The 22774-nt window shown below is 61.9% G+C and carries 25 protein-coding genes; 13 read left to right on the top strand and 12 right to left on the bottom strand.

The genetic code is table 11. The features are described 5' to 3' along the window. Positions 1 to 94 precede the first annotated feature (94 nt). The gene (locus ACZ9IU_RS09210; RefSeq protein ID WP_038542296.1) at positions 95 to 424 is read right to left on the bottom strand and encodes a PilZ domain-containing protein; all 330 of its coding nucleotides are present in this window, start codon (positions 422 to 424) and stop codon (positions 95 to 97) included. 92 nt (positions 425 to 516) lie between these two features. Beyond that, positions 517 to 978 carry an Lrp/AsnC family transcriptional regulator gene (locus tag ACZ9IU_RS09215; protein WP_038542299.1) on the bottom strand — a complete coding sequence of 154 codons (462 nt, stop codon included), beginning with the start codon at positions 976 to 978 and terminating at the stop codon, positions 517 to 519. 155 nt (positions 979 to 1133) lie between these two features. Here ACZ9IU_RS09215 and ald point away from each other — a divergent pair, with 155 nt between their 5' ends. Beyond that, a complete protein-coding gene (gene ald, locus ACZ9IU_RS09220) occupies positions 1134 to 2252 on the top strand; it encodes an alanine dehydrogenase (RefSeq protein ID WP_038542302.1) in 1119 nt (372 codons plus the stop codon). Positions 2253 to 2435: 183 nt separating this feature from the next. Beyond that, the gene (locus ACZ9IU_RS09225; RefSeq protein WP_038542305.1) at positions 2436 to 3122 is read left to right on the top strand and encodes a PadR family transcriptional regulator; all 687 of its coding nucleotides are present in this window, start codon (positions 2436 to 2438) and stop codon (positions 3120 to 3122) included. A 67-nt stretch (positions 3123 to 3189) separates the two neighbouring features. Here the strand turns inward: ACZ9IU_RS09225 and ACZ9IU_RS09230 are convergent, their stop codons facing one another. The 5 genes from ACZ9IU_RS09230 to ACZ9IU_RS09250 form a co-directional block, all read right to left on the bottom strand. Next, a complete protein-coding gene (locus ACZ9IU_RS09230) occupies positions 3190 to 3693 on the bottom strand; it encodes a DUF1203 domain-containing protein (RefSeq protein ID WP_038542307.1) in 504 nt (167 codons plus the stop codon). Positions 3694 to 3837: 144 nt separating this feature from the next. Continuing rightward, complete coding sequence (locus ACZ9IU_RS09235; RefSeq protein WP_038549073.1) at positions 3838 to 4395, bottom strand: GNAT family N-acetyltransferase; 558 nt, start codon at positions 4393 to 4395, stop codon at positions 3838 to 3840. Between the two features lie 5 nt (positions 4396 to 4400). Continuing rightward, a complete protein-coding gene (sseA, locus tag ACZ9IU_RS09240; protein WP_038542309.1) occupies positions 4401 to 5267 on the bottom strand; it encodes a 3-mercaptopyruvate sulfurtransferase in 867 nt (288 codons plus the stop codon). 24 nt (positions 5268 to 5291) lie between these two features. After that, positions 5292 to 6029, bottom strand: coding sequence for an alanyl-tRNA editing protein (locus tag ACZ9IU_RS09245; protein WP_038542311.1), 738 nt, complete (start codon positions 6027 to 6029; stop codon positions 5292 to 5294). A 22-nt stretch (positions 6030 to 6051) separates the two neighbouring features. Then, positions 6052 to 7089, bottom strand: a complete 1038-nt coding sequence (locus ACZ9IU_RS09250) for a cysteine synthase A (RefSeq protein ID WP_038549075.1) — start codon at positions 7087 to 7089, stop codon at positions 6052 to 6054. Between the two features lie 340 nt (positions 7090 to 7429). Between ACZ9IU_RS09250 and ACZ9IU_RS09255 the strand changes: the two genes are divergently transcribed. Beyond that, positions 7430 to 8071, top strand: a complete 642-nt coding sequence (locus tag ACZ9IU_RS09255; RefSeq protein WP_038549077.1) for a ChrR family anti-sigma-E factor — start codon at positions 7430 to 7432, stop codon at positions 8069 to 8071. 31 nt (positions 8072 to 8102) lie between these two features. Here the strand turns inward: ACZ9IU_RS09255 and ACZ9IU_RS09260 are convergent, their stop codons facing one another. From ACZ9IU_RS09260 to ACZ9IU_RS09270, 3 genes are all read right to left on the bottom strand, one after another. Continuing rightward, entirely contained in the window at positions 8103 to 8345 is a 243-nt protein-coding gene (locus ACZ9IU_RS09260) for a DUF982 domain-containing protein (protein WP_007772754.1), read from the bottom strand. A 157-nt stretch (positions 8346 to 8502) separates the two neighbouring features. Then, positions 8503 to 8892 carry a DUF1236 domain-containing protein gene (locus tag ACZ9IU_RS09265; RefSeq protein WP_051900072.1) on the bottom strand — a complete coding sequence of 130 codons (390 nt, stop codon included), beginning with the start codon at positions 8890 to 8892 and terminating at the stop codon, positions 8503 to 8505. Positions 8893 to 8978: 86 nt separating this feature from the next. Next, positions 8979 to 9680, bottom strand: coding sequence for a DUF899 family protein (locus ACZ9IU_RS09270; RefSeq protein WP_038542313.1), 702 nt, complete (start codon positions 9678 to 9680; stop codon positions 8979 to 8981). A 164-nt stretch (positions 9681 to 9844) separates the two neighbouring features. On the opposite strand from ACZ9IU_RS09270, the gene ACZ9IU_RS09275 reads away from it, so the two are divergent. After that, complete coding sequence (locus ACZ9IU_RS09275; RefSeq protein ID WP_038542314.1) at positions 9845 to 10486, top strand: alpha/beta hydrolase family protein; 642 nt, start codon at positions 9845 to 9847, stop codon at positions 10484 to 10486. A gap of 211 nt (positions 10487 to 10697) precedes the next feature. Beyond that, positions 10698 to 12593 carry a bifunctional sugar phosphate isomerase/epimerase/4-hydroxyphenylpyruvate dioxygenase family protein gene (locus ACZ9IU_RS09280; protein WP_038542316.1) on the top strand — a complete coding sequence of 632 codons (1896 nt, stop codon included), beginning with the start codon at positions 10698 to 10700 and terminating at the stop codon, positions 12591 to 12593. 64 nt (positions 12594 to 12657) lie between these two features. Here the strand turns inward: ACZ9IU_RS09280 and ACZ9IU_RS09285 are convergent, their stop codons facing one another. Further along, positions 12658 to 12969 (bottom strand): helix-turn-helix domain-containing protein, encoded by a 312-nt coding sequence (locus ACZ9IU_RS09285; protein WP_038549081.1) that lies wholly within the window; start codon positions 12967 to 12969, stop codon positions 12658 to 12660. Between the two features lie 92 nt (positions 12970 to 13061). On the opposite strand from ACZ9IU_RS09285, the gene ACZ9IU_RS09290 reads away from it, so the two are divergent. The 8 genes from ACZ9IU_RS09290 to ACZ9IU_RS09325 all read left to right on the top strand — a co-directional run bounded on the left by ACZ9IU_RS09290 (position 13062) and on the right by ACZ9IU_RS09325 (position 21414). Then, positions 13062 to 15983, top strand: coding sequence for a monovalent cation/H+ antiporter subunit A (locus ACZ9IU_RS09290; protein WP_038542318.1), 2922 nt, complete (start codon positions 13062 to 13064; stop codon positions 15981 to 15983). After that, positions 15983 to 16321, top strand: coding sequence for a Na+/H+ antiporter subunit C (locus ACZ9IU_RS09295; protein WP_038542321.1), 339 nt, complete (start codon positions 15983 to 15985; stop codon positions 16319 to 16321). Before ACZ9IU_RS09290 ends, ACZ9IU_RS09295 begins: the two co-directional genes overlap by 1 nt. After that, positions 16318 to 17949 (top strand): monovalent cation/H+ antiporter subunit D, encoded by a 1632-nt coding sequence (locus ACZ9IU_RS09300; protein WP_038542323.1) that lies wholly within the window; start codon positions 16318 to 16320, stop codon positions 17947 to 17949. The genes ACZ9IU_RS09295 and ACZ9IU_RS09300 overlap by 4 nt, the downstream gene beginning before the upstream one ends. After that, positions 17949 to 18425: a Na+/H+ antiporter subunit E gene (locus ACZ9IU_RS09305; RefSeq protein WP_038549083.1), complete on the top strand. Its 477-nt coding sequence runs from the start codon at positions 17949 to 17951 to the stop codon at positions 18423 to 18425. The genes ACZ9IU_RS09300 and ACZ9IU_RS09305 overlap by 1 nt, the downstream gene beginning before the upstream one ends. Then, positions 18422 to 18703 (top strand): K+/H+ antiporter subunit F, encoded by a 282-nt coding sequence (locus ACZ9IU_RS09310; RefSeq protein WP_037084596.1) that lies wholly within the window; start codon positions 18422 to 18424, stop codon positions 18701 to 18703. Before ACZ9IU_RS09305 ends, ACZ9IU_RS09310 begins: the two co-directional genes overlap by 4 nt. Continuing rightward, complete coding sequence (gene mnhG / locus ACZ9IU_RS09315) at positions 18700 to 19098, top strand: monovalent cation/H(+) antiporter subunit G (RefSeq protein ID WP_065814771.1); 399 nt, start codon at positions 18700 to 18702, stop codon at positions 19096 to 19098. The genes ACZ9IU_RS09310 and mnhG overlap by 4 nt, the downstream gene beginning before the upstream one ends. A 396-nt stretch (positions 19099 to 19494) precedes the next feature. Further along, on the top strand, positions 19495 to 20898 hold the full coding sequence (locus tag ACZ9IU_RS09320) for an aminotransferase-like domain-containing protein (RefSeq protein ID WP_038542325.1): 1404 nt from the start codon (positions 19495 to 19497) through the stop codon (positions 20896 to 20898). A 132-nt stretch (positions 20899 to 21030) separates the two neighbouring features. Next, positions 21031 to 21414 carry a DUF983 domain-containing protein gene (locus ACZ9IU_RS09325; protein ID WP_051900076.1) on the top strand — a complete coding sequence of 128 codons (384 nt, stop codon included), beginning with the start codon at positions 21031 to 21033 and terminating at the stop codon, positions 21412 to 21414. Positions 21415 to 21426: 12 nt separating this feature from the next. Here ACZ9IU_RS09325 and ACZ9IU_RS09330 read toward each other — a convergent pair whose 3' ends face one another. Further along, on the bottom strand, positions 21427 to 22566 hold the full coding sequence (locus tag ACZ9IU_RS09330; RefSeq protein WP_080719145.1) for an NAD(P)-binding domain-containing protein: 1140 nt from the start codon (positions 22564 to 22566) through the stop codon (positions 21427 to 21429). Positions 22567 to 22774 lie beyond the last annotated feature (208 nt).

A 22774-nucleotide genomic window follows, 5' to 3' on the forward strand; every position in this document is an offset into this window, starting at 1 on the left:
CCGTGGCCTTTACATTGTCGCTGTTTATGCGTGGTGATTCGAGGGATCGTGAATGTGTTGAAAATTGGATGGCGGCGGGGATGCACCGACCGATTCAGCGGGAGGCCGGCGCATCCTTATGGAAGAAGCGGAAATAGGACGAGACCTGCGCCACCGCATTGCTGTTGATGCTGAACTGCACGCCGAGCCGGCCGCTGCGGCGCCACTTGACAGTGCCTTCCAGGATGCCGAATTCCTGGCTTTCGACCCGGACCTGACTGCCATCCGCGGCATGAAAAACGCGACCTCCGAGATCAAGCGCCATGCCGGTTGCCGAGAGATCGGTAACACGCCCTTCTACGGCCTGGTTGAAATATTTGACGGTACCCAGGATACGGGTCTTCTTGCGCTCCGCGCTGCGGGTCTTCATTCGTCCGTTGATCATGGTCTCTTCCCTCGTTGTTCTTTAAGCACGGAAGATACACGTCCCGCCTTGAAATCCCTTTAGGACGATCCGTAAAAGTCGAGTGATCCCAATCATAGACCTACATTCGGCCGGTCGATGATTTCGCGCAGCGCAAAGCTCGAATTGATCTTCACCACATGCGGCAGCGCCGACAGCCAGTCTCGATGAATGCGCTCGTAATCCTCCAGATCCTTGGCGGCGACCCGCAGGATGTAGTCGTATTCGCCGGACATCAGGTAACAGACCAGAACGTTGGGGCAGAGTTTCACCGCCGCCTCGAATTCGGTGAGCGTCTTGGCGAATTGGCCGGACAGCGAGATGTGGACGATCACCATCATCTTGTAGTCGAGCGCCTTGTTGGAAAGGCGGGCGTGATAACCGCTGATCGTGCCGCTTTTCTCGAGGATGTCGAGCCGCCGCGAACAGGCGGACGGGGACAGCCCGACCCGCTCGGCAAGCTCGGCATTGGAGATGCGGCCGTCCTGCTGCAGGGTTCGCATGATCGCAAGATCAATGGCATCCATGGCGCTCATTGGTGGATCCTTCGAAATAATCCCGTTCAACGCAATTATCTGCGAAAATACGAGGTTTCGCAATTCGTCTTCGCAAGGACATTCGCACGATTCTCTGGTTAGGTTTCCGGCGGGAACATCAATCGGCGAAAGCCACAACTTGAGAGGAACGCTGCATGCGTGTCGGATGCCCGAAGGAAATCAAAAACCATGAATACCGCGTGGGGCTGACGCCCGGCGCGGTACGTGAATATGTGGCCCACGGGCACGAGGTGCTGATCGAAACGAAGGCCGGCGCCGGCATCGGCGCGGATGACGGCGCCTATGTGGCAGCCGGGGCCAGGATCGTCGGTTCGGCAAAGGAAATCTTCGAAAAGTCCGACATGGTCGTCAAGGTCAAGGAACCGCAGCCCTCCGAATGGGCGCAGCTCCGCGACGGCCAGCTTCTCTATACCTACCTTCATCTTGCGCCCGATCCGGAACAGACCAAGGGTCTGCTCGCGTCCGGCGTCACCGCCATCGCCTATGAGACCGTTACCGACGACCGCGGCGGGCTGCCGCTTTTGGCGCCGATGTCGGAAGTCGCCGGACGTCTGGCAATCCAGGCGGGCGCCACCGCACTGCAGAAGGCCCATGGCGGCCGTGGCATCCTGCTCGGCGGTGTGCCCGGCGTGCTGCCGGCCAAGGTCGCCGTCATCGGCGGCGGTGTCGTCGGGCTGCATGCGGCCCGGATGGCTGCGGGCCTCGGCGCCGACGTCTCGATCATCGACCGGTCGCTGCCGCGGCTTCGCCAGCTCGACGATATCTTCAACGGCCGCGTCCACACCCGTTATTCGACGATCGACGCGGTGGAAGAGGAGGTCTTCTCCGCGGACCTGATCATCGGTGCCGTCCTCATTCCGGGCGCTGCCGCGCCAAAACTGGTCAGCCGCGAAATGCTCTCGGGCATGAAGCAGGGCGCAGTCATGGTCGACGTCGCGATCGACCAGGGCGGCTGCTTCGAGACCTCCCATGCGACGACTCATTCCGAGCCGACCTACGAGGTTGACGGCATCGTCCATTATTGCGTAGCCAACATGCCGGGTGCCGTGCCTGTGACCTCGGCGCATGCGCTGAACAATGCGACGCTGCAGCACGGGCTGGCGCTGGCCGATCGCGGTCTGCGGGCAATCGCCGAAGACCGGCACCTGCGCAACGGTCTCAATGTTCACAGAGGCCGCGTCACCAACAAGCCGGTCGCGGAAGCGCTCGGCTATGAGGCGTTCGCGCCGGAAAGCCTGCTCAGCGTCGCGTAACCGGAAGAGCTGAGGGCGGCTGAGCCATCAGTTAGGGGCTGGAGAGACGCCGGGCGCTTCGCGTCCGGCGTTTTTCTATGTTCAAGATCAATACGATATGATTTAGATATATCTTAGTTGTTGACGAAATCTCCTGAGTGGCTATCTTTAGATATATCGAAAGACGGTCTGAGGAGACAAGAAATGTTCAAACACAGGTTCGATGGAAGACATGGCTGCGGTGAACGCGGCGAGCGCAAGGGTTTCGAGGAAATGTTCGCTGCGCGCGGCGGCCCGTTTGGCGGGGGATTTGGACGCGGCGGCCGGGGTGGTCCTGGTGGCGGCCGCGGTTTCGGCGATGACGGCGATGGCCGTATCGGCCGCTTCCTGATGCAGGGCGACCTGCGCCTCGTCGTCTTGGCGCTGATCGAGAAGGAGCCGCGCCACGGCTATGAGATCATCAAGCATATCGAGGATCTCACCTACGGCTTTTATGCGCCGAGCCCCGGCGTCATTTACCCGACGCTGACCTATCTCGAAGAGGCGGGTTACGTCGTCGCCGAGGCGGACGGCAACAAGAAGCGCTACGCGATCACCGATGAAGGCCGCAAATATCTCGACGAGAACCGCAGCTTTGCCGCGACGATCCTCGATCGGCTGTCGCAGCTCGCCGAGCGCATCAAGCAGCGGCAGGAACGCCACGAGCGCGGCCGCGACAGCGGTCCGTCATTGCCGCGCAGCGTCGATTCAGCCATGCTCAACCTTCGCGAGGTGATTGCCCGCAAGCTTGAGGGTGACGAAAAGAAGGGCGGCGAGATCGTCAGGCTGCTGCTCGATTTCGCCGAAAACCTTGAACGCGACGACGAGCAGGGCGACAATACCCAGAATTGAAGCCTAAGCGGGCTTCAGAACGAACATGATGGCGCGCCGCTTCGATGGAACGGCGCGCTTTCGCGTTTCAGATTGCGAGAGCCGCGTCCGCGAACGCCCGCACCTCGACCTTGTCGATCCGGCACTGGTAGCAATTGTTGCGGGCCGAGCGGACATGCACATAGGCGATGTCGTCGCGGGCCAGCAGTTCCTCGGCACGCGCGGTGATCCTCTCGGTCGGCGTCACGGCGCCGCTGCCATAGACGATGCGGTCGTCCCGTCCATAGCCGCGGACGATATAATCGGTGCTCGCCAGCATGGGCGGCAGGACCTCTTCTGCCGCGTAACGCCGGCAGGACTGCTTGTGCAGGAAGATCGGCCCGGTTTCCGCATAAGGCTGCAGTTCGGGGAAGGGGCGGTAGGCGAGAACCAGCAATTCCTCGCCGGCATCGATATTCTTGAGGCAATGGCGGCAGGGATAACCGGGGCCGTCGGAGGTCATCGTTTCGGGCTGGCGTCCGTAGGCGTCGGCGCCGCCGTTCCAGAGATGTTCGGCATCAGCGGCGGGCATGGCTTTGAAGGAAATGGTCATCGGGCTCTCCTGTGCGTGTTGCACAAGAGATGCGCCTGTCGAATGCCTCTCGCCACCCGATACTTGCCTCCGGTCAAGAATATGAATGCGTCAGCATCATCACCACCAAAGCGATCACCACCGCCTTGGGTGAAAATTTGAACATCAGCCGTCGAGCGCTCTCAGGAGCTCGGCATCCGTCATCGGCGGGACCAGCGCTTCGTAGGTCGAAACCGGCGAAAAACCCATCATCTGGTAGAGCTGCAGGGCGCGCGGATGGTCGAGTGTGTTGGTGGTGACGGTCACCTTCTGCGGATTGTCTTGCCAGGCGGCATAAAGCGCCTGGAGCAGGAACCACTTGCCGATGCCGAGCCCGATCGCCCGTTCGAACAGGCCGAAGTAGGAGAGTTCGATGACGTCGTCGCTTTCCTTGAACAGTTCGAAAAAGCCGGCCGGCGCGCCGTTGACGTAGAGCACCGTCACGGAGGTCCGCGGATTGTGGACGGCGGCCGCAAGTTCGTCGTCACCCATGCGAAGGCGCTTGTACCAGTGCCAGCGTTTTCCCACCTGCCGATAGAGATAGCGATAGTAGTGAAGCGGGATTTCGGGGGCACGGATGATCGCCGTCTGGATATTGACCGGCACCGCCAAGCTGGTCTTCGGCGGTGCGGTCATTTCCAGGCTGGTGACATGGGCTTTCAGCGGAGCTGGCTTCTTCGCCATGGCGATCACGCCGCTTTCGGCGAGGGCGGGCCGGTAACGACCGGCGTATCCTGGCGGCTGCCCCATTCGGTCCACGAGCCGTCGTAAAGCGAGTTGTCCTCATGGCCGAGGGATTCGAGCGCCAGCGTGATGATCGCGGCGGTGATGCCGGAGCCGCAGCTCGTCACCACCGGCCGGCCGAAATCGATGCCAGCATCCTCGATCGCCTTTTGCAGTTCGGGCAGCGAACGCAGCTTGCCGTTGACCGAGAACGTGCCGGACGGAAGGCTGGCCGCACCCGGCATATGACCGGAACGCATGCCGGCGCGCGGCTCTGGATCGGTGCCGGCAAAACGGCCGGCAGGCCGCGCATCGGCGATCTGGCGGGTGCCATCGCTGACGATCGACAGCATGGTCTGGAAGTCGATCACCTTGTCCACCCTGAAATTCGGGGTGAAGATGACGGGTTCGGGCGAAGGGACGGTCGTTTCGAGCGGCCGGCCTTCCGCCTTCCAGCCATCGATGCCGCCGTCGAGCACGAATACCTGTCTTGCGCCCATGATCCGGAACAGCCACCAGCCGCGCGGCGAGGAGAAGATGCCGGGACCGTCATAGATGACGATCCGGTCGTTCTCGCGGATGCCCATACGGCCGACCGCCTCGGCAAACACGTCCGGCGCCGGCACCATATGCGGCAAGTTGGTCGAGTGGTCGGCGACCTTGTCGTGGTCGAAGCGGATGGCGCCCGGAATATGTCCGGCCGCGTATTCGGCATCCGCGTCGCGGTTCTGCGCGGGAAGATAGAAGGAGGCATCAAGGATCTTGAGGTCGGGGCTGCCGAGCTCGTTGTGAAGCCACTCGGACGAAACGACGAAACGGCTGGTTTCACTCATGTCAAATCTCCTTTGGGCCTGATATCAGGCCTCTGCGCCGGGCTCGCCGAACCGGATGCGGAACCGGCGGTTTTCCTTGCCCTTCTTCTCGATCTTGGCGATATGAATCGCCCCGACCTCCTGCGTTTCGGAGACATGTGTTCCACCGCAGGGCTGGCTGTCAACGCTGGAATTTTCGCCTATGCAGACGAGGCTGACCCGCCCGAGGCCCATCGGCGGGCGGACATTCTTCGACTTGACGATACCCGGATTGGCGGCAAGCTCCTCGTCTGTGATCCACTGCACGTAGACGGGATGGTTCTGGCCGACCAGCTCCATCAGCCTGGCGGTTACCTCCTGCCGGTCGATCGTGTCGGTCATGTCGAAATCGACGCGCGACTCCTCTTCGCCGACGGCGGCCCCGGTGATCGGATACTGGCAGACGACGGAAAGAAGATGGCAGGCGGTGTGCATGCGCATCAGCTTGTAGCGGCGCTGCCAGTCGATATGCATGACCAGGTTTTCGCCGACCAGGGGCTGGGCTTCGCCTTCGAGCGGCACATGGATGACGATATCCTTGGAGGCGCCGTGCCTTGTCTGGCCAAGCTGGATTTTGGTGCCGTCGGCCCGTTCCAGAAAGCCGGTATCGCCCGGCTGGCCGCCCGACGTTGCATAAAAACAGGTACGATCGAGCTCGATGCCGCCGTCCTCGTGGATGGCCGTCACCACCGCTTCTGCTGTCGATAGATAAAAATCGTCGCGGTAGAGAGCTTCAGCGGGCATAAATCACTCGTTCTTCAAGGTATCAGACCGTCTGGAAGGGAATGTCGATCTGCCGCTTCTGCGTCAGCCAGGCAGGCACGGGCAGGCCCTTCGACTTCAGGAAATCCGGGTTGAAAAGCTTGGACTGATAGCGGTTGCCGTAGTCGCAAAGCACCGTCACGATCGTGTGGCCGGGGCCGAGATCCCTGGCGAGGCGAACGGCGCCGGCAATGTTGATGCCGGTCGAACCGCCGAGGCAGAGGCCTTCGTGCTCGACCAGGTCGAAGATATAAGGCAGCGCTTCCGCATCCGGGATCTGGTAGGCGAAATCCGGCTTGAAACCTTCGAGATTGGCAGTGATGCGGCCCTGGCCGATGCCCTCGGTGATCGAGTTGCCTTCCGACTTGAACTCGCCATGGGCATAGAATTCGTAGAGGGCAGCACCTTCCGGATCGGCGATGCCGATCTTGATTGCCGGGTTGCGGGCCTTGAGGCCAAGGGCGACGCCGGCAAGCGTGCCGCCCGAGCCGACCGCGCAGATAAAGCCGTCTACCTTGCCGCCGGTCTGCTCGAAGATTTCGGGCGCCGTGGTGTGGATATGGGCTTCCCGGTTGGCGACGTTGTCGAACTGGTTGGCCCAGATCGCACCGGCGGGCTCGGACTTCGCCAATTCTTCAGCAAGCCGTCCGGAGATTTTCACATAGTTGTTCGGGTTCTTGTAAGGGACGGCGGGAACCTCGACCAGTTCCGCACCGAGCAGTTTCAGCGCGTCCTTCTTTTCCTGGCTCTGAGTTTCCGGAATGACGATGACGGTGCGATAGCCGAGTGCCTTGGCGACCAGGGTCAGGCCGATGCCGGTATTGCCGGCCGTGCCTTCGACGATGACGCCGCCGGGGCGCAGGAGCCCCTTCTTTTCAGCGTCGCGGATGATGTAGAGCGCTGCCCTATCCTTGACCGATTGGCCGGGGTTCAGGAACTCCGCCTTGCCGAGGATTTCGCAGCCGGTCGCTTGGGAAGCGCCGTTCAGCCGGATGAGGGGCGTGTTGCCGATCACGTCAAGGACGGAGGAATGGGAGGTCATCGGGGGTGCCTTCTTGTTCATCGCACATGTAAACAGGGTCTTTTCGGCGGACAAGGACCCGGAGGCAAGAAATTCTGTTTCCGGAAAGGGTTTGCCCCCGTAAAATCCGTCTTTTCGTGGCTGGATCTATGGTTGCGACGGCGGCTAAAAGAGCGCTTCGAGCGCCACCCTCTAATGTATCGACGGGCCGTTAAAAAAAACGGCGCGATTATATTGGAAGTAGTAATCCAAATTTCTCTCCAGACGTATAGACGTAGAGTTGAAGCAGATACGGATCCGCGCTGCGCGATGAAGTGAGGGCGCTTTGACCCGATTTCCTGCATGAAACTGGCATTTGGACATGCTGCAGAACCTCGAACGGCTGGATCTTCTGATCGCGCATTACGTGTCTGGCTCTCTTCCTGAGCCGGCTCATGTTCTCGTCGGTTCGCATCTGGAAATGCACTCGCCGTCTGCGAAACTGGCCGGTGTCATGGAGGAGTATGCAGGCGATGCCCTGAATATCACTCCACCCCTGGCATTGTCCGACGCCAAGCGACGGTTGGCCGAAATCTTCGCGTCTGCGCCGCCGCCGGAGCATCGGCCCAGGATCTTCGGAAAATCGAAGCTCCCCGCACCGCTACGGGCTTATGTCGGCGCCGATCTCGCCGATATCAGATGGAAAACGAAATTGCCGGGTCTGCGGCATCACGTCATCGAAAAATCGAAGGAAGTCGAGACGAGTTTTTTATGGGTACGGCCGGGAAGGGCACTCCCGCAGCACGGCCATCACGGGCTTGAATTGACATTGGTGCTTGAGGGCGAGTTTCACGACCATCGCGGCAATTTCGGTGAGGGTGATGTCTCCGTCGCGGACGAAACACTAGACCATCGGCCGATCGCGGGTAAGCGCGGGCCGTGCTTGTGTTTCTCCGTGCTGTTCGCGCCGATCGCCCTTTCCGGCTCCACCCTCCGGCTTTTAGGCGATATCATCGGTCTCTGAACCATGAAGGCCGGCGATCGCCGGCCATCGTTCAGTTAAGATGCAGTTGCGCTTCGCTGACTGCTTCCTCAAATTGCTGGCGCGCTTCTTCCGGTGACCTGCGCCCATCGAGCGCTGCCCGGCAGACGCTGCGCGCCTTGACAAAGTGTGGTCCGCGCATGTCCGGCCACCGGTCCGTCAAAAGCGCAAGCGCCTCAAACGGTCCGTTGATGACCTCAGTACCGAGTTGCCCGAAGGCGACGCGCACCGGTTTTTGCCAACTTGCCTGCGGCATCTTTCGTGTCCTCCCTGGATACCAACCTTAAAAAACGATGCAGCCGGCATTTGGTTCCGCCGGATTCAAAAAATTTTTGATCGGGCAGGCCATGATCTAAAAAACAAGCCGCCGTACCTCTCGATACGACGGCTTTCGGTCAGCAATGCGGAAGCGATTACTCGACGACCTGAACCACGGTGTGGGTGCGCGGATCGACGATGACGCGCTGCTGGTTGACGACGGCATAGGCATAGGTCGGCGCTTCCGGGATCGGGGTGAGGACGACCTGTTGCGGGATCGGCTGGCCGACGACGACGCGCTCCTGCACCACGACGGACTGCTGTATCGGTTGCTGGCGCACGTAGGTGACGACGCGTTCCGGCGGCGGGTCGATCGCCGTGCCGGCGACCGCGCCGACTACGCCACCGACGGCAGCGCCAACCGGACCACCGACGATTGCACCGGTAACCGCACCGCCCACGGCGCCGTTGACCGTGCTCTGCTGGGCCATTGCGCCGGTCGCGAGGAGGCCGATCGCGGCGGAGAGAATGATGAGCTTTTTCATGGTCACTTCCTTATCGGTTGAAGTGGCCGGAGAACGTGGCGGCATCATCTTTCGTTCCGCCTTGATCGGCGCGTAGGACTTCAGTCCTAATAGGACAGCTTGGGATACCAGTGCGGCGCGCGGCCTTCCGGGGTAGAGTCGAGGATCGTCCAGATTGGCATCAGATCGGGTGCGCCGCGCGGGTCCTGGCCGGGGTCGGCAGTGGCACCGCCCATCTCGCCGCTCCAGAAATGCCGTATGGTTCCATCCCGGCGGGTGAACACGTTGAAGGCCGCGTCGTCGCTGCCGTCCTTGCCGATCGCGTGGTAATCCCGGCTGAACTCGCCGCTCGTATCCGAATAGAGCGGCAGATGGTGCCAGCCGCGCTCCCGTTTGAAATCGGTGAGCCGCTGCAGCGGCGAACGTGCGACGACGGCGAACGCGACGCGCTGCTGGATGTCGGGAACCTCGCCGTCCCAGGAGGAAAGCAGCGACGTGCACATCGGGCAGGGCCGCTCGCGCTGCGGACCGAACATATAGCTGTAGATGACCAGCGTTTCCTTGTCCGCAAACAGCTCTTCGAACGAAATCCTGCCGTTCACGCCCTCGAACGTATAGTTCTTCGGCACATGTCCGCCCGGCGGCAGATGGCGTCTCTGCTCGGCAACGCGCTCGATATGGCGACGGAGCTCGATTTCCTCGGCGAGAAGCGCATCCCGCGCCTCCCTGTATGCGGCGCTTTCGTTGGGAAAGTGCACGCCATTCTTTCTTGCAAGTTCGATTGCTGGTGTGAGGCTCTGCATATCCATGACATTCCTCCGTCTGTAATGGTAGGGCAGGAGACTTGGCCTTGCCCCCGCTGATATAGTCGCCAAATTGCGGGCGGACACGGGCTCGCCCACATAAAGGACGTGCGCCGGCGGTCTATTCCGACAGGCGCGCGGGAAAAGTGAACCGGAATTGAGGGAGCAAGATGTCAGGGCGATTTCTGATCGAGGGACCGCAAGACGCGCGTCTCACGATCCTGCTTGCGCACGGCGCCGGCGCGCCGATGGATTCGGCATCGATGACGGCTGCGGCGAAAGCCCTGTCGGCCACGGGTTTTCGTGTCGCGCGTTTCGAATTCGGCTACATGGCTGCCCGGCGTACCTCCGGCGATCGCAAGCCGCCTCCACGGGCAGAGACGCTCAATCCCGAATACAGGGCGGCGATCGCCGAACTCGGTGCGAAGGGACCGCTGATCATCGGTGGCAAGTCGATGGGCGGACGGGTGGCGAGCATGATTGCCGACGAGCTTTACGATGAGGGCAGGATCGCCGGCCTGTTGTGCCTCGGTTATCCGTTCCATCCTCCGGGAAAACCGGAGCAGCTTCGCACCCAGCATCTCAAAAGTCTCAAGGCGCCGGCGCTGATCTGCCAGGGAACCCGCGATGAATTCGGCAACCGCGAAGAAGTATCTGGCTACGAACTCTCGAAGGCCATCGAGATCCTCTGGCTGGAGGACGGCGATCATGACCTGAAGCCGCGCAAGACGATTTCCGGATTTTCCGCCACCGACCATCTCGCGACGATGGCTGAAACCGTATCGGCCTGGGCCGCAAAATTGAAGCTCTGAACGCGGTCCCGTGGCCAGACTCTCGCTGCCTCGGCAGCGCCCAATCCGATTCCCGATTTCGGGCTATCGGTACACCCCAAACTTCCCATTTGATGTTACGAACTATTTAGTACAAAATAGTCTCGCTGATGCCGGCTCGAAGCGGGAGGTCGCTCGCCGGTGCATCTGAGGAGCCTCTTCGGTCACATTCCGAGGAAACGGGAGGGAGCGCATGAAAACGTCGATAGCCACGGTTTCGATCAGCGGAGAGCTGCCCGAGAAGCTGGAAGCGATTGCCAAGGCCGGTTTCGATGGAGTGGAGATCTTCGAGAACGATTTCCTCGCCTTCGACGGCAGCCCCGCCGATGTTGGCAGGATAGTGCGCGATCACGGCCTGGAGATCACGCTGTTCCAGCCGTTCCGCGATTTCGAGGGCATGCCTGCCTCGCATCGGAGCCGCACCTTCGATCGTGCGGAGCGCAAGTTCGACGTGATGCAGGAACTCGGCACCGACCTCGTCCTCGTTTGCTCCAACGTCTCGCCGGTCTCGCTCGGCGGCATCGACCGGGCGGCGGCCGATTTTCACGAGCTCGGCGAACGGGCCGCCAGGCGTGGGTTGAGGGTAGGCTACGAGGCGCTTGCCTGGGGCCGGCATATCAACGACCACCGCGATGCCTGGGAGATCGTGCGGCGCGCTGACCATCCGAATATCGGCCTCATCCTCGACAGCTTTCACACCCTGTCGCGCAGAATAGACATCAATTCGATCCGCTCCATCCCGAAGGACAAGATCTTCATCGTCCAGCTTGCCGATGCGCCGCTGATCGACATGGACCTGCTCTACTGGTCGCGGCATTTCCGCAACATGCCGGGCGAGGGCGATCTGCCGGTGACCGCCTTTACCACCGCGATCGCCGAAACCGGCTACGACGGGTATTTCTCGCTGGAGATTTTCAACGACCAGTTCCGCGGCGGATCCAGCCGGGCGATTGCCGATGACGGCCACCGTTCGCTGATCTATCTCGGCGACCAAGTGCGGCGCAGCCCGAACGCATCGGGCCTGACGGTTCGCGACATGCCGGACCGCGCTTCGGTCAAGGGCGTCGGTTTCGTAGAGTTTTCCTCCGACGAAAAGGATGCGGCCGATCTGGCCGCCATTCTCCGGACGCTCGGTTTCCGCAACACGGCGATGCACAAGTCGAAGAAGGTCAGCCTTTACAGCCAGGGAGATATCCGTCTCCTCGTCAATACCGACGAAAAGGGATTTGCCAACGCCTCGTTTGCCGTCCACGGCACCTCGGCCTATGCGATGGCTCTTGTCGTCGAGGATGCCGGGCAGGCGTTCGAAAGGGCGGTGGCGCTGGGGGCAGAACCGTTCCGGCAGCAGGTGGCGGAGGGCGAAGTGGAGATACCGGCGATCCGCGGCGTCGGCGGCGGGCTTGTCTACCTGATCGACGACAAGAGCAATCTCGGCCGCTTTTCCGAGATCGACTTCCTGCCCGTCGGCGAAGAGGGTGAAGCCGAGGTGGCGCCGGCGCATCTCAGGCATGTCGATCATATCGCCCAGACGGTCGCCTACGAGGAAATGCTGACCTGGCTGCTCTTCTACACCTCGATCTTCGAGACGCAGAAGACGCCGATGGTCGACATCATCGATCCGGCCGGCGTGATACGCAGCCAGGTAGTCGAAAACGCCTCCGGCACGCTCCGCGTCACCTTGAATGGCGCCGAGAACCGTCGCACGCTGGCGGGTCATTTCATCGCCGAAAAATTCGGATCCGGCGTCCAGCATCTGGCCTTCCAGACCGACGACATCTTTGCGACGGCTGAGGCGCTGCGCAAGAACGGTTTCAAGCCGCTTGCCATCTCACTCAACTACTATGGCGACGTCGAAGCCCGCTTCGGCCTCGATGCCGAGCTTTCGGAGCGGCTGAAGGAAGAGAACATCCTCTACGACCGCGACGAGCACGGCGAATATTTCCAGCTCTACAGCATGACCTATGGCGAGGGTTTTTTCTTCGAGATCGTCGAACGGCGCGGTTATCGCGGTTACGGCGCCCCGAACGCCATCTTCCGCATCGCGGCGCTGAAGAGGGCGCTTCGGCCCGAAGGCATGCCGAGGGTTTAAACGGCGCCGGGAGCGGTTCGGTCGTCAACTGGTGATGCCGGGTCAGGGCCGCGCTCCGCTCGACCTACTGCGGTATCTGGACGGCTCTCGGACAGACGCCGAAATGGCCGCCTTCCATGTGGACGAAGGCGACGCCACCTTGCTCGAAGGCGAGGCGCAGCTGCGCCTCCGTCGCCCGGTGGAGGTCGTGCCGGCTGCCTTCGTAATCGCGGATGGTGCTGCGCGACACCCCCGACCGGTCGGCGAGATCCGTTTGCGTCCAATCCAGAAACCCACGGGCGGCGCGACACAAGGCCGGCGTCAAAATTGCGTTCTTTGCGGCTTGACCCATCTCACCAAACTGCCCATATTGGTCAATATATATCATATATGGCAATTTGGATTCGATTGCTAGATGGAGCATTCGCAGGCATTTTCGCAGCAGGCGCTTGGCGGATGCGCAGCACATAGGAAGGCCGGAGCATTGGGATAACGTCAGGACCATATCTTCTTCTTGCCCTTCTGGTCCTGCCTTTCCTCGGAAGCCTGGTCTCCGTATTTCTGCTGCGAACGCGCTCGCGCGTGCTGCCGTCCTGGGTCGCCGGCGCCACTGCCCTCCTGTCCCTGCTGATCGTCGCGTCCTTCTATCCGAGCGTCACCAATGGCGGCGTACTTCGCTTCGAGGGTACTTGGCTGCCGCAGCTTGGCCTCGACTTCACCCTCCGCATGGATGGTTTCGCCTGGCTCTTCTCCATGCTGATCGCCGGCATCGGCTTCCTGGTCGTCGTTTACGCCCGTTATTACATGTCGGAAGATGATCCGGTTCCGCGCTTCTTCTCCTTCCTGCTCGCCTTCATGGGCGCGATGCTCGGCATCGTCATTTCCGGCAATGTCATTCTCCTGTCGGTCTTCTGGGAACTGACCAGCATCTTTTCCTTCCTGCTGATCAGCTACTGGCACAACAATGCCGCCGCCCGTGACGGCGCCCGCATGGCCCTGACGATCACCGGGATCGGCGGTTTCTGCCTGCTGATCGGGCTGCTGCTGCTCGGCAACATCGTCGGCAGCTACGACCTCGACAAGATCCTGGCGGCCGGCGAAGTCATCCGCGGCCATTCCCTCTACGTGCCGGCACTGGTCTTCATCCTGCTCGGCGCATTGACCAAGAGCGCTCAGTTTCCATTCCATTTCTGGCTGCCCAATGCCATGTCGGCGCCGACCCCAGTCTCCGCGTTCCTGCATTCGGCGACCATGGTGAAGGCCGGCGTTTTCCTGCTGGTGCGGTTCTGGCCGGCTTTGTCCGGAACCTATGAATGGTTCTACCTGGTGGGCCTGGCCGGCATTATCACGCTGGTGCTCGGCGCCTATTTCGCCATGTTCCAGCAGGACCTGAAGGGCCTGCTCGCCTATTCGACGATCAGCCATCTCGGCCTCATCACCACGCTTCTGAGCCTCGGAAGTCCGCTCGCGACGGTCGCGGCGATCTTTCACATGGTCAACCACGCGACGTTCAAGGCATCGCTGTTCATGGCCGCCGGCATCATCGACCACGAGACCGGTACGCGCGACATGCGACGATTGAGCGGGCTTTTCCGGTATCTGCCCATCACAGGCACGCTGGCCATGGTGGCGAGTGCCGCCATGGCCGGTGTTCCTCTGCTCAACGGCTTCCTGTCGAAGGAAATGTTCTTCGCAGAGGCAGTCGAAACCCACGCGGATTCCATTTTAGACCGCATCCTGCCCTATGTGGCGACACTCGCCAGCGCCTTCAGCGTCGCCTATTCGCTACGTTTCATCCACACGGTCTTCTTCGGCCCGCCGCCGGTCGATCTGCCCAAACCTAAGCCGCATGAGCCGCCGCGCTGGATGCGCTTTCCCATCGACCTTCTTGTCGTCGCCTGCCTGATCGTCGGCATCATCCCGGCAATTTCGATCGAGCCTTTTCTCCACACCGCCGTCGTCAGCGTGCTCGGCCCCGAGACGCCGGAATACAGCCTGTCCATCTGGCATGGCGTCAACCTGCCGCTGATCATGAGCGCGATTGCGCTGGTCGGCGGCACGCTGCTCTATCTCTCGCTCCGGAAATATCTCGCCACCTGCGAAGACGGCCCGCCGATCCTGCGCAACCTCAAGGGCCAGCGCATCTTCGAGCGTATTCTCGTCGAGGTGTCCTGGCGCTGGGCGAGGACGCTGGAACGGCGCTTCGGCACCCGCAATCTCCAGCCGCAGCTTCGCTGGGTGGTGGCGACCGGTTTCTTCGCCGGTTTGCTGCCGCTTTATCTCTCCGGTTTCGAAACGCGCGACATCGCCTTTTCCGGCATCGATCCGGCCTTTGCGGCGATCTGGCTGCTCGGCATATGCCTTGCCTTCGGCACCGCCTATCTCGCCAAATACCATCGGCTGGCGGCGCTCGTCATGCTTGGCGGCGTCGGCCTGATCGTCTGCATCACCTTCGTCTGGCTTTCGGCGCCGGATCTTGCGATCACCCAGCTCCTCGTCGAAATCGTCACCACCGTCCTCATCCTTCTCGGCCTGCGCTGGCTGCCGAAACGGACGCAGGGGATGGCCGAGTCGATCACGCTGCGCGCCCGTTTCCGCCGCTTCCGGGACCTGGCGCTCGCCGTCGTCTGCGGCATCGGCATGACCTTCATCGCCTATGCCGTCATGACCATGCCGGTGCCGGATACGATCGCCAACTACTTCCTCGAAAACGCCTATTCGCAAGGCGGCGGGCGCAATGTCGTCAACGTCATCCTGGTGGATTTCCGCGGCTTCGATACGCTTGGGGAGATCGCGGTGCTTGGCGTCGTGGCGCTGACGGTCTTCGCACTGCTTCGCCGTTTCCGGCCTGCTGACGACAGCATGGACTTGCCGGAACAGCAGCGCATCCAGAACCGTTTCGACGAGGATCGTCCCGAGCGTTCGGCCGGCGATACGGTGCGTGACTACCTGCTCGTCCCCTCGGTCATCATGACCTGGCTGTTCCCGGTGATCATCACCTTCGCCGTCTATATCTTTATGCGCGGCCACGATATGCCGGGCGGCGGTTTTTCGGCCGGGCTGACGCTGTCGATCGCGTTCCTGCTGCAATATCTGGCCGGCGGCACGCGCTGGGCGGAAGATCGCCTGCGCATTCTGCCGCTGCGCTGGATGGGGGCGGGCCTACTGGCCGCGGTTTCGACGGGCATCGGCGCCTGGTTCTTCGGTTACCCGTTCCTGACCTCGCATTTCCAGTATGTCGAGCTGCCGCTGATCGGCAAGATGCCGGCCGCCACGGCGCTGCTCTTTGATCTCGGCGTGTTCTCGCTGGTGGTCGGATCCACGGTGCTCATTCTCGTGGCGCTGGCGCACCAGTCGATCCGCATCAACCGCCTGCGGGCGATCGATGCAGCGCGGACGGAGGAGGGCTGATGGAACTCGTTCTTGCCACCGCAATCGGCGTGATGACGGGCTGCGGCGTCTGGCTGATCCTGCGTCCGCGCACCTATCAGGTCATCGTCGGCCTCTCGCTTCTCTCCTATGCGGTCAACCTCTTCATCTTCGGCGTCGGCGGCGTGAAGACCAACGTTCCGCCGATCCTCGTCGACGGCGTTCCCACTTCGACGTTCGCCGATCCGGTACCGCAGGCGCTGGTGCTGACGGCTATCGTCATCGGGTTTGCGACGACCGCGCTGTTCCTCGTCGTGCTGCTCGCCTCCCGAGGCTTGACCGGCACCGACCATGTCGATGGGAGGAACGAGCCGAAATGAGTGGCTGGATCCATCACCTCATTATCGCGCCGATCCTTGTGCCGTTGGTCGCCGCCGCACTGCTGCTGTTCTTCGACGAGCGCCAGCGCGTCGTCAAGGCGATGATCAGCCTTGCTTCGACGCTGATCCTGGTCGCCGTCTCGCTCACGCTTCTGCGGATCGAAAGCGGTCCAAGCGAATTCGACGGCGTCTATCTGCTCGGAAACTGGGTGGCGCCTTTTGGCATCGTGCTCGTTCTCGACGCGCTGTCGGCGCTGATGCTGCTGCTAACGGCGCTGCTCTCGGTCGCGGCGCTGGTCTTCTCGCTTGCCCGCTGGCATGCGGTCGGCGCGCATTTCCACACCATGTTCCAGCTGCTGTTGGTCGGGCTGAACGGCGCCTTCCTGACCGGCGACCTTTTCAACCTCTTCGTCTTCTTCGAGGTGATGCTGGCGGCATCCTATGGATTGCTGCTGCACGGTTCCGGCCCGCTTCGCGTCAAGGCGGGCATGCATTATATCGCCGTCAACCTTGCCGCCGCACTTCTGTTCCTGATCGGCGTCAGTCTGATCTACGGGACCGCCGGCACGCTCAACATGGCCGATCTTGCAGCCCGCATTCCCGATATCGAGCCGGACCGGCGGATGCTGATGGAAGCGGGAGCGGGCGTGCTCGGCATCGCCTTCCTCATCAAGGCGGGCATGTGGCCGCTCTGCTTCTGGCTGCCGACCGCCTATAGCGCCGCCTCGGCCCCGGTCGCCGGCATATTCGCGATCATGAGCAAGCTCGGCATCTACATCATCCTGCGGCTGACCATGCTGCTCTTCGGCGAAGGACCATCCACCGGTTTCGGCGCCGATGTGCTTCTCTACGGCGGCATCGCGACCCTGATCTTCGGCACGGTCGGTGTACTGGCGTCGCAGGCGCTAGGACGGCTTGCAGGTTTCTCGGTCCTGGTCTCTTCCGGCACGCTGCTGATGGTGCTCGGCATCAATGACGGGGCGATCTCGTCCGGCGCGCTGCTCTATCTCGTCAGCTCGACGCTGACGATCAGCGCCTTCTTCATGCTCATCGAACTGGTCGAACGCGGCCAGGATGCCGGTGCGATCGTCCTTGCCGTCACCATGGAAGCCTATGGCGACGCGGATGACGACGAGCCGGAGGAGGGCGACGGCGTCACCATGCCAGGCACGATGGCGATCCTCGGCATCTGCTTTGCGGCCTGCGGCGTCCTTCTCTCCGGCCTGCCGCCGCTCTCCGGCTTCATCGCCAAGTTCGCGATGCTGTCGGCGATGATGGGAACGGGGGCGATCGGCGTGCCGCCGACGGCGACAGTCTGGGTTCTGGTCTTCCTCGTCATCCTCTCCGGCATTGCGGCGCTGATTTCGATGACGCGCGCCGGCATCCGCACCTTCTGGAGTTCGCTCGAAGGTACCGCGCCGCGCGTCCTCGTCATCGAGATCGTGCCGGTGATGTTCCTCCTGTTCCTGACGCTTGCGCTCACCGTCCAGGCCGGACCGGCGATGCAGTATATGGATACGACGATCCGCAGCCTCAGCAATCCGCGGATCTATATCGATGCGGTGCGCAAAGCGGCGCCTATCCCTGACTACGACGGCGCTGCGTCGACCGAAGCAGGGGGCAAATGATGCTGCCCTATCCGCTGCTCACATTGTCGCTGGTCCTGATGTGGCTGCTGCTCAACGGCTTCACGCCCGGCCATCTGGTGCTCGGCATCCTGGTTGCCGTGTTCGCGTCGTGGGCGATGGCATCGCTGCGCCCGGACAAGCCGCGGCTCGGCAAATGGTACCTGCTGCCGAAACTGTTCGGGATCGTACTCTACGATATCGTCAAATCGAACATCGCGGTTGCGCTGATCATCCTCAAGGCCGGCCGCCGCAGCCACAATCCCGGTTTCCTGACCGTCGAGCTGGATATCGAGAACCATACCGCAATCGCGGTTCTGGCCGTCGTGCTGACCAGCACGCCGGGATCAGCCTGGCTGGAGTATGATTCAAACGACAAGACGGTGTTGCTGCATATCCTCGATCTGGACAACGAGGCGGAATGGCGTGACACGATCAAGAACAGATATGAGAAGCTGCTGATGGAGATTTTCGCATGAGCGCCATCATTCTCTTCAGTGCCGTCTCGCTCGCCCAGCTGATGCTGGCGGCGGCGATGGCGATCGCCTCGGTGCGCATGTTCCGGGGCCCAAGGGCACAGGACCGGATCATCGGCCTCGATACGCTCTACATCAACGCCATGCTGCTGCTGGTGACCTTCGGCATCGGCACGGGCCGCGTGATCTATTTCGAGGCGGCGCTGGTCATGGGGATGCTGGGTTTCGTGGCGACCGTGGCACTCGCGAAATTCCTGATGCGCGGGGAGGTGATCGAATGATGCAGTCTGCTGCCGACATGCCCGTCTGGGCAGCGATTGCGGTCGCGTTTTTCCTGCTGATCGGTTCGGGTCTTGCGCTGATCGGTGCCATCGGCTTCCTGCGCCTGCCGACCTTCTACGAGCGCATCCATGCGCCGACGCTCGGCACCAGCTGGGGGATCGGCGGCGTCATGCTGGCTTCGATGATCTTCTTCACGGTTTCGTCGGGACGCCTCGTATTCCACGAGATCCTGATCGGCATCTTCGTGACCGTGACGACGCCGATCACCTTCATGCTTCTCGCCCGCGCTGCCCTCCATCGCGACCGGGCGGAGGGGAACGGCAATGTTCCCGACAAGCAGAACAAGAGCCAGATAGCCAAGGGTGTTTCGGACGAGAGCGAGTCCCGGAACTGATAGGTTCCGCCGAGCCTCCTGTCGGCAATCAAACCCGCAGAACGCATCCGCACCATCACCACCCAAGTCCTTGCCGACGACGCAAGCAGACCACCACCCGCGCATCCGATATTTGAGGTGGTCCGGGAGCCATCAATTATGCGATCAATTGTGCGATGCAGCGTTCAGACCGAATTTCGAGCGGAAGGGCGCCGGCAAAGACAGTCGACAATGTGCGGTTCGGAAATTTCGCCTGAAAGCACGGAGAAATTGCAGCTAGGATAACTAGCTACCGTAAATGGAATGCTGCAGATATCTCCGGTCCTCAAGTTGCGGCGCAATATCCGTTTTTCCTGATGACAGACTCACTGAGCAACAATATACCGTCAATCCAGGACTAACTATCGGACGTCATGGATGAAGACCTGGAAGCCTGACCTGACCCGCAGCCGCTCCCCGCGATACATGGCGATCGCCGATGTCATCGAGATGGACCTGAGGAGCGGCAACCTCGTCGTCGGCGACCGTTTGCCGCCGCAACGCGAGTTGGCAAAGGTGCTCGACGTCGATTTCACCACCGTGGCGCGCGGCTATCTGGAAGCCCAGAAGCGCGGGCTGGTCAGCTCGCATGTGGGACGCGGCACATTCGTGACCGGCGGCGCTGATAAGGAACGCCGGGGTTTCGTTTCCGAGGCCGCGCCGGATCCGCGCCGGGCCTCGATCGTCGATTTTTCGATGAACATGCCGCCGGAGCCGGATGATCCGGAACTGATCGCGCGAATGCGGGAAGGGCTCACCGCAGTCGCAACCAATCTCCTGCCTTTGCTGCGGTATCAGGGTTTCGGCGGTGCCGGCATGGACAAGGAAGCCGCCGCGGTTTGGCTCAGCCGGCGCGGCCTGGTTCCCTCGCAGGAGCGCATTTTCATCACTCCCGGGGCGCATCCGGCGCTGTTGGCGATCTTCGGTGTCTTGGCAAAACCGGGCGAGACGGTGCTGTCGGAAAACATCACCTATCCGGGCATGCGGTCGATAGCCGCCCAGCTGCGATTGAACCTCGTCGGCCTGCCGATGGACGAAGACGGCATTCTGCCGGCAGCCTTTGCGGAAGCCTGCGAGATGAACAAGCCGAAGGCGCTTTATCTCAATCCGATCCTGCAAAACCCGATGACGCTGACCATTCCGGAGCGGCGTCGGGAGGAAATTTGCGCAGTGGCACGCAAATACGGCGTGCCGATCGTCGAGGATGATGCCTATGGCTTTGTCCCTCTCCACGCTCCGGCGCCGCTCGCGGCGATGGCTCCGGACCTGACCTGGCATATTGGCGGGCTTTCGAAATGTATCGGCGCCGGCCTCAGGCTCGCTTATGTCGTCGCCCCGGATACCAAGGCGGCGTGGCCGTTCGTCAGTGCCATGCGTGCCAACAACGTCATGGCATCGCCGTTGTCGGCAGCGCTCGCCACCCGCTGGATCGAGGACGGCACGGCCGACAGCATGCTGCAGTTTATCCGGGCCGAAGCGGCGGCCCGCCAGGCGCTGGTCGCTGGCATATTGCCAAAGGGCAGCTATCGGGGCGACCCGCTCGGCTTCAACATCTGGCTGCCGTTGACCGAGGGCTGGACCCGCTCGACATTCGGCAGCCACATGCGCTCCGCCGGGATCGGTGTCGTGGCGAGCGATGCCTTCACCGTCGACGGGCCGGCTCCTGAAGCGGTGCGCGTATGCCTCGGCGGTCCCATCCAGCGGCCGGCGCTGAAGGCCGCTCTGGAATTCATGGGGCACGCGCTGGAGACCTCACCCGAAATGGCCGGCTCCTTCTTCTGATCTCTCCTCTTCCCGCGATCCGTGACCGGAATGCCCTGCGGCATTCTGGCCAATCGACGTATTGAATGCATCAATCTATATAAATGACTGCAATCAATAGTCGATTTGATAGCTTTGTTTCCAAGGACGATGATCATGGATCACGAATGGCCTCCTCTCCCTCCCATGCAGACCGGCATCCGTGGGCGTTGCCCGCGCTGCGGTCAGGGGCATCTGTTCGACGGCTTCCTAACGCTTGGCCGGAAGTGCGAGGCCTGCGGATTGGATTATTCCTTCGCCGACCCCGCCGACGGCCCCGCCTTTTTCGTGATCTGCTTCGCTTGCGTGCCGAGCGTGCTTCTCGGCGTCTGGCTGGAAGTGCAGTTCCAGCCAGCCTGGTGGGTTCACCTGCTGGTGACATTGCCCTTCATGCTGCTGACCTGTATTCCGCCGCTCCGGCCGCTCAAGGGCTGGTTGGTGGCGAGCCAGTATTTCTACAAGGCGGAGGAGGGCAAGCTGGTGCGGCGGGCAAGTTGAACACAGTCATCTTTAGGAATTGACTGGAGCGCTGAGGAAGCTTGTCAGTTCCCGCGCTGCGGCGCCACCTGCACGGTTCGCGCCGATCGTCGAAGCGGACGGGCCGTAACCGACGAGGTGAATGCGCGAGTCCTTGGCGACCTGCGTCGCCAGTCGACCGGTCATGACGATGCCGCCACCCGCCTCGCGCAGTTGTAGCGGGGCAAGATGATCGAGCGAACTGCGAAAGCCCGTGCACCAGAGGATCACATCAGCCCTTTGCTCGGAACCATCCGGCCAGCGGATTGCATGTTCGGTAATCTCGGAAAACATAGGCAGCCTTTTCAGCACGCCCCGTTCTCGCGCCGCCTCGATCGTCGGCGTGACGGGCAGGCCGGTCACCGAAACCACCGAACCCGGCGGAAGGCCTTGGCGGACACGATCTTCCACGAGCGCCACGGCGGCGCGTCCCACCTCCGGCGTGAACGGCTCGTCGCGGAATTTCGGTTCCCGTCGCGTCACCCAGGTGGTCGAGGTGACGCGCGAGATCTCGTCGAGCAACTGGGTCGCCGAAATCCCGCCGCCGACCACGACGACATGCAGGCCGGCAAATTCGTCCGCAGTGCGATAATCCCGCGTGTGGAGCTGCCGTCCATGGAAACGATCAGCACCGGGATAGTCGGGAATGTAAGGCGATTCCCATGTGCCGGTGGCATTGATCAGGCCTCGTGCCGAAAAGGCACCGCTGTCGGTTTCGACCCTCAACCGATCTCCCCTCGGGCAGACGACCGTTACCTTGACGGGACGATGAACGCGCAGATCGAAGGCGGCTTCGTAGGCCGCAAAATATTGCGGCACGGCGACCGACGCCTTAACCAGATTGGCTGACGTATCGACCACCTCCTCGAACCGCATTCCGGGGAGGTCATGGACGCGGTTGGCAGTGGCCAGGGTCAAAGAAGGCCAGCGAAACTGCCAGGCACCGCCAGGCTCCGGAGACTGGTCCAAAACCACGAAATCCTTGTCCGGCGCAAGGCCGAGCTTGCGCAGGTGATAGGCCGAGGACAGGCCCGCCTGACCCGCTCCGATCACGACGATATCCACCTTGATCGCCACGCGGGCATGATCGGGTTTGTCGTCGGCGGGTTGATCCAGTTCGGAGTCTGCGGCCATGCGGAATATCGATGCCAGTGACGGGTCAGGGAGCGGGTAGACGAGGCTTATACGTCCGCGAAAGACGCTTCAAGCAAAACGGGCTGCCGGTGCGTCGGGAATTGCCACGCCCAATTCATGTGGGGACGCCCACGGCCGAGCGCCGCCGGTGCTCGCTCTGGTCGCCGGACCTGTGCCATAGTGCGGTCCTTCCGACGAAAGCGATTCC

Source organism: Mesorhizobium sp. USDA 4132, from assembly GCF_056279545.1.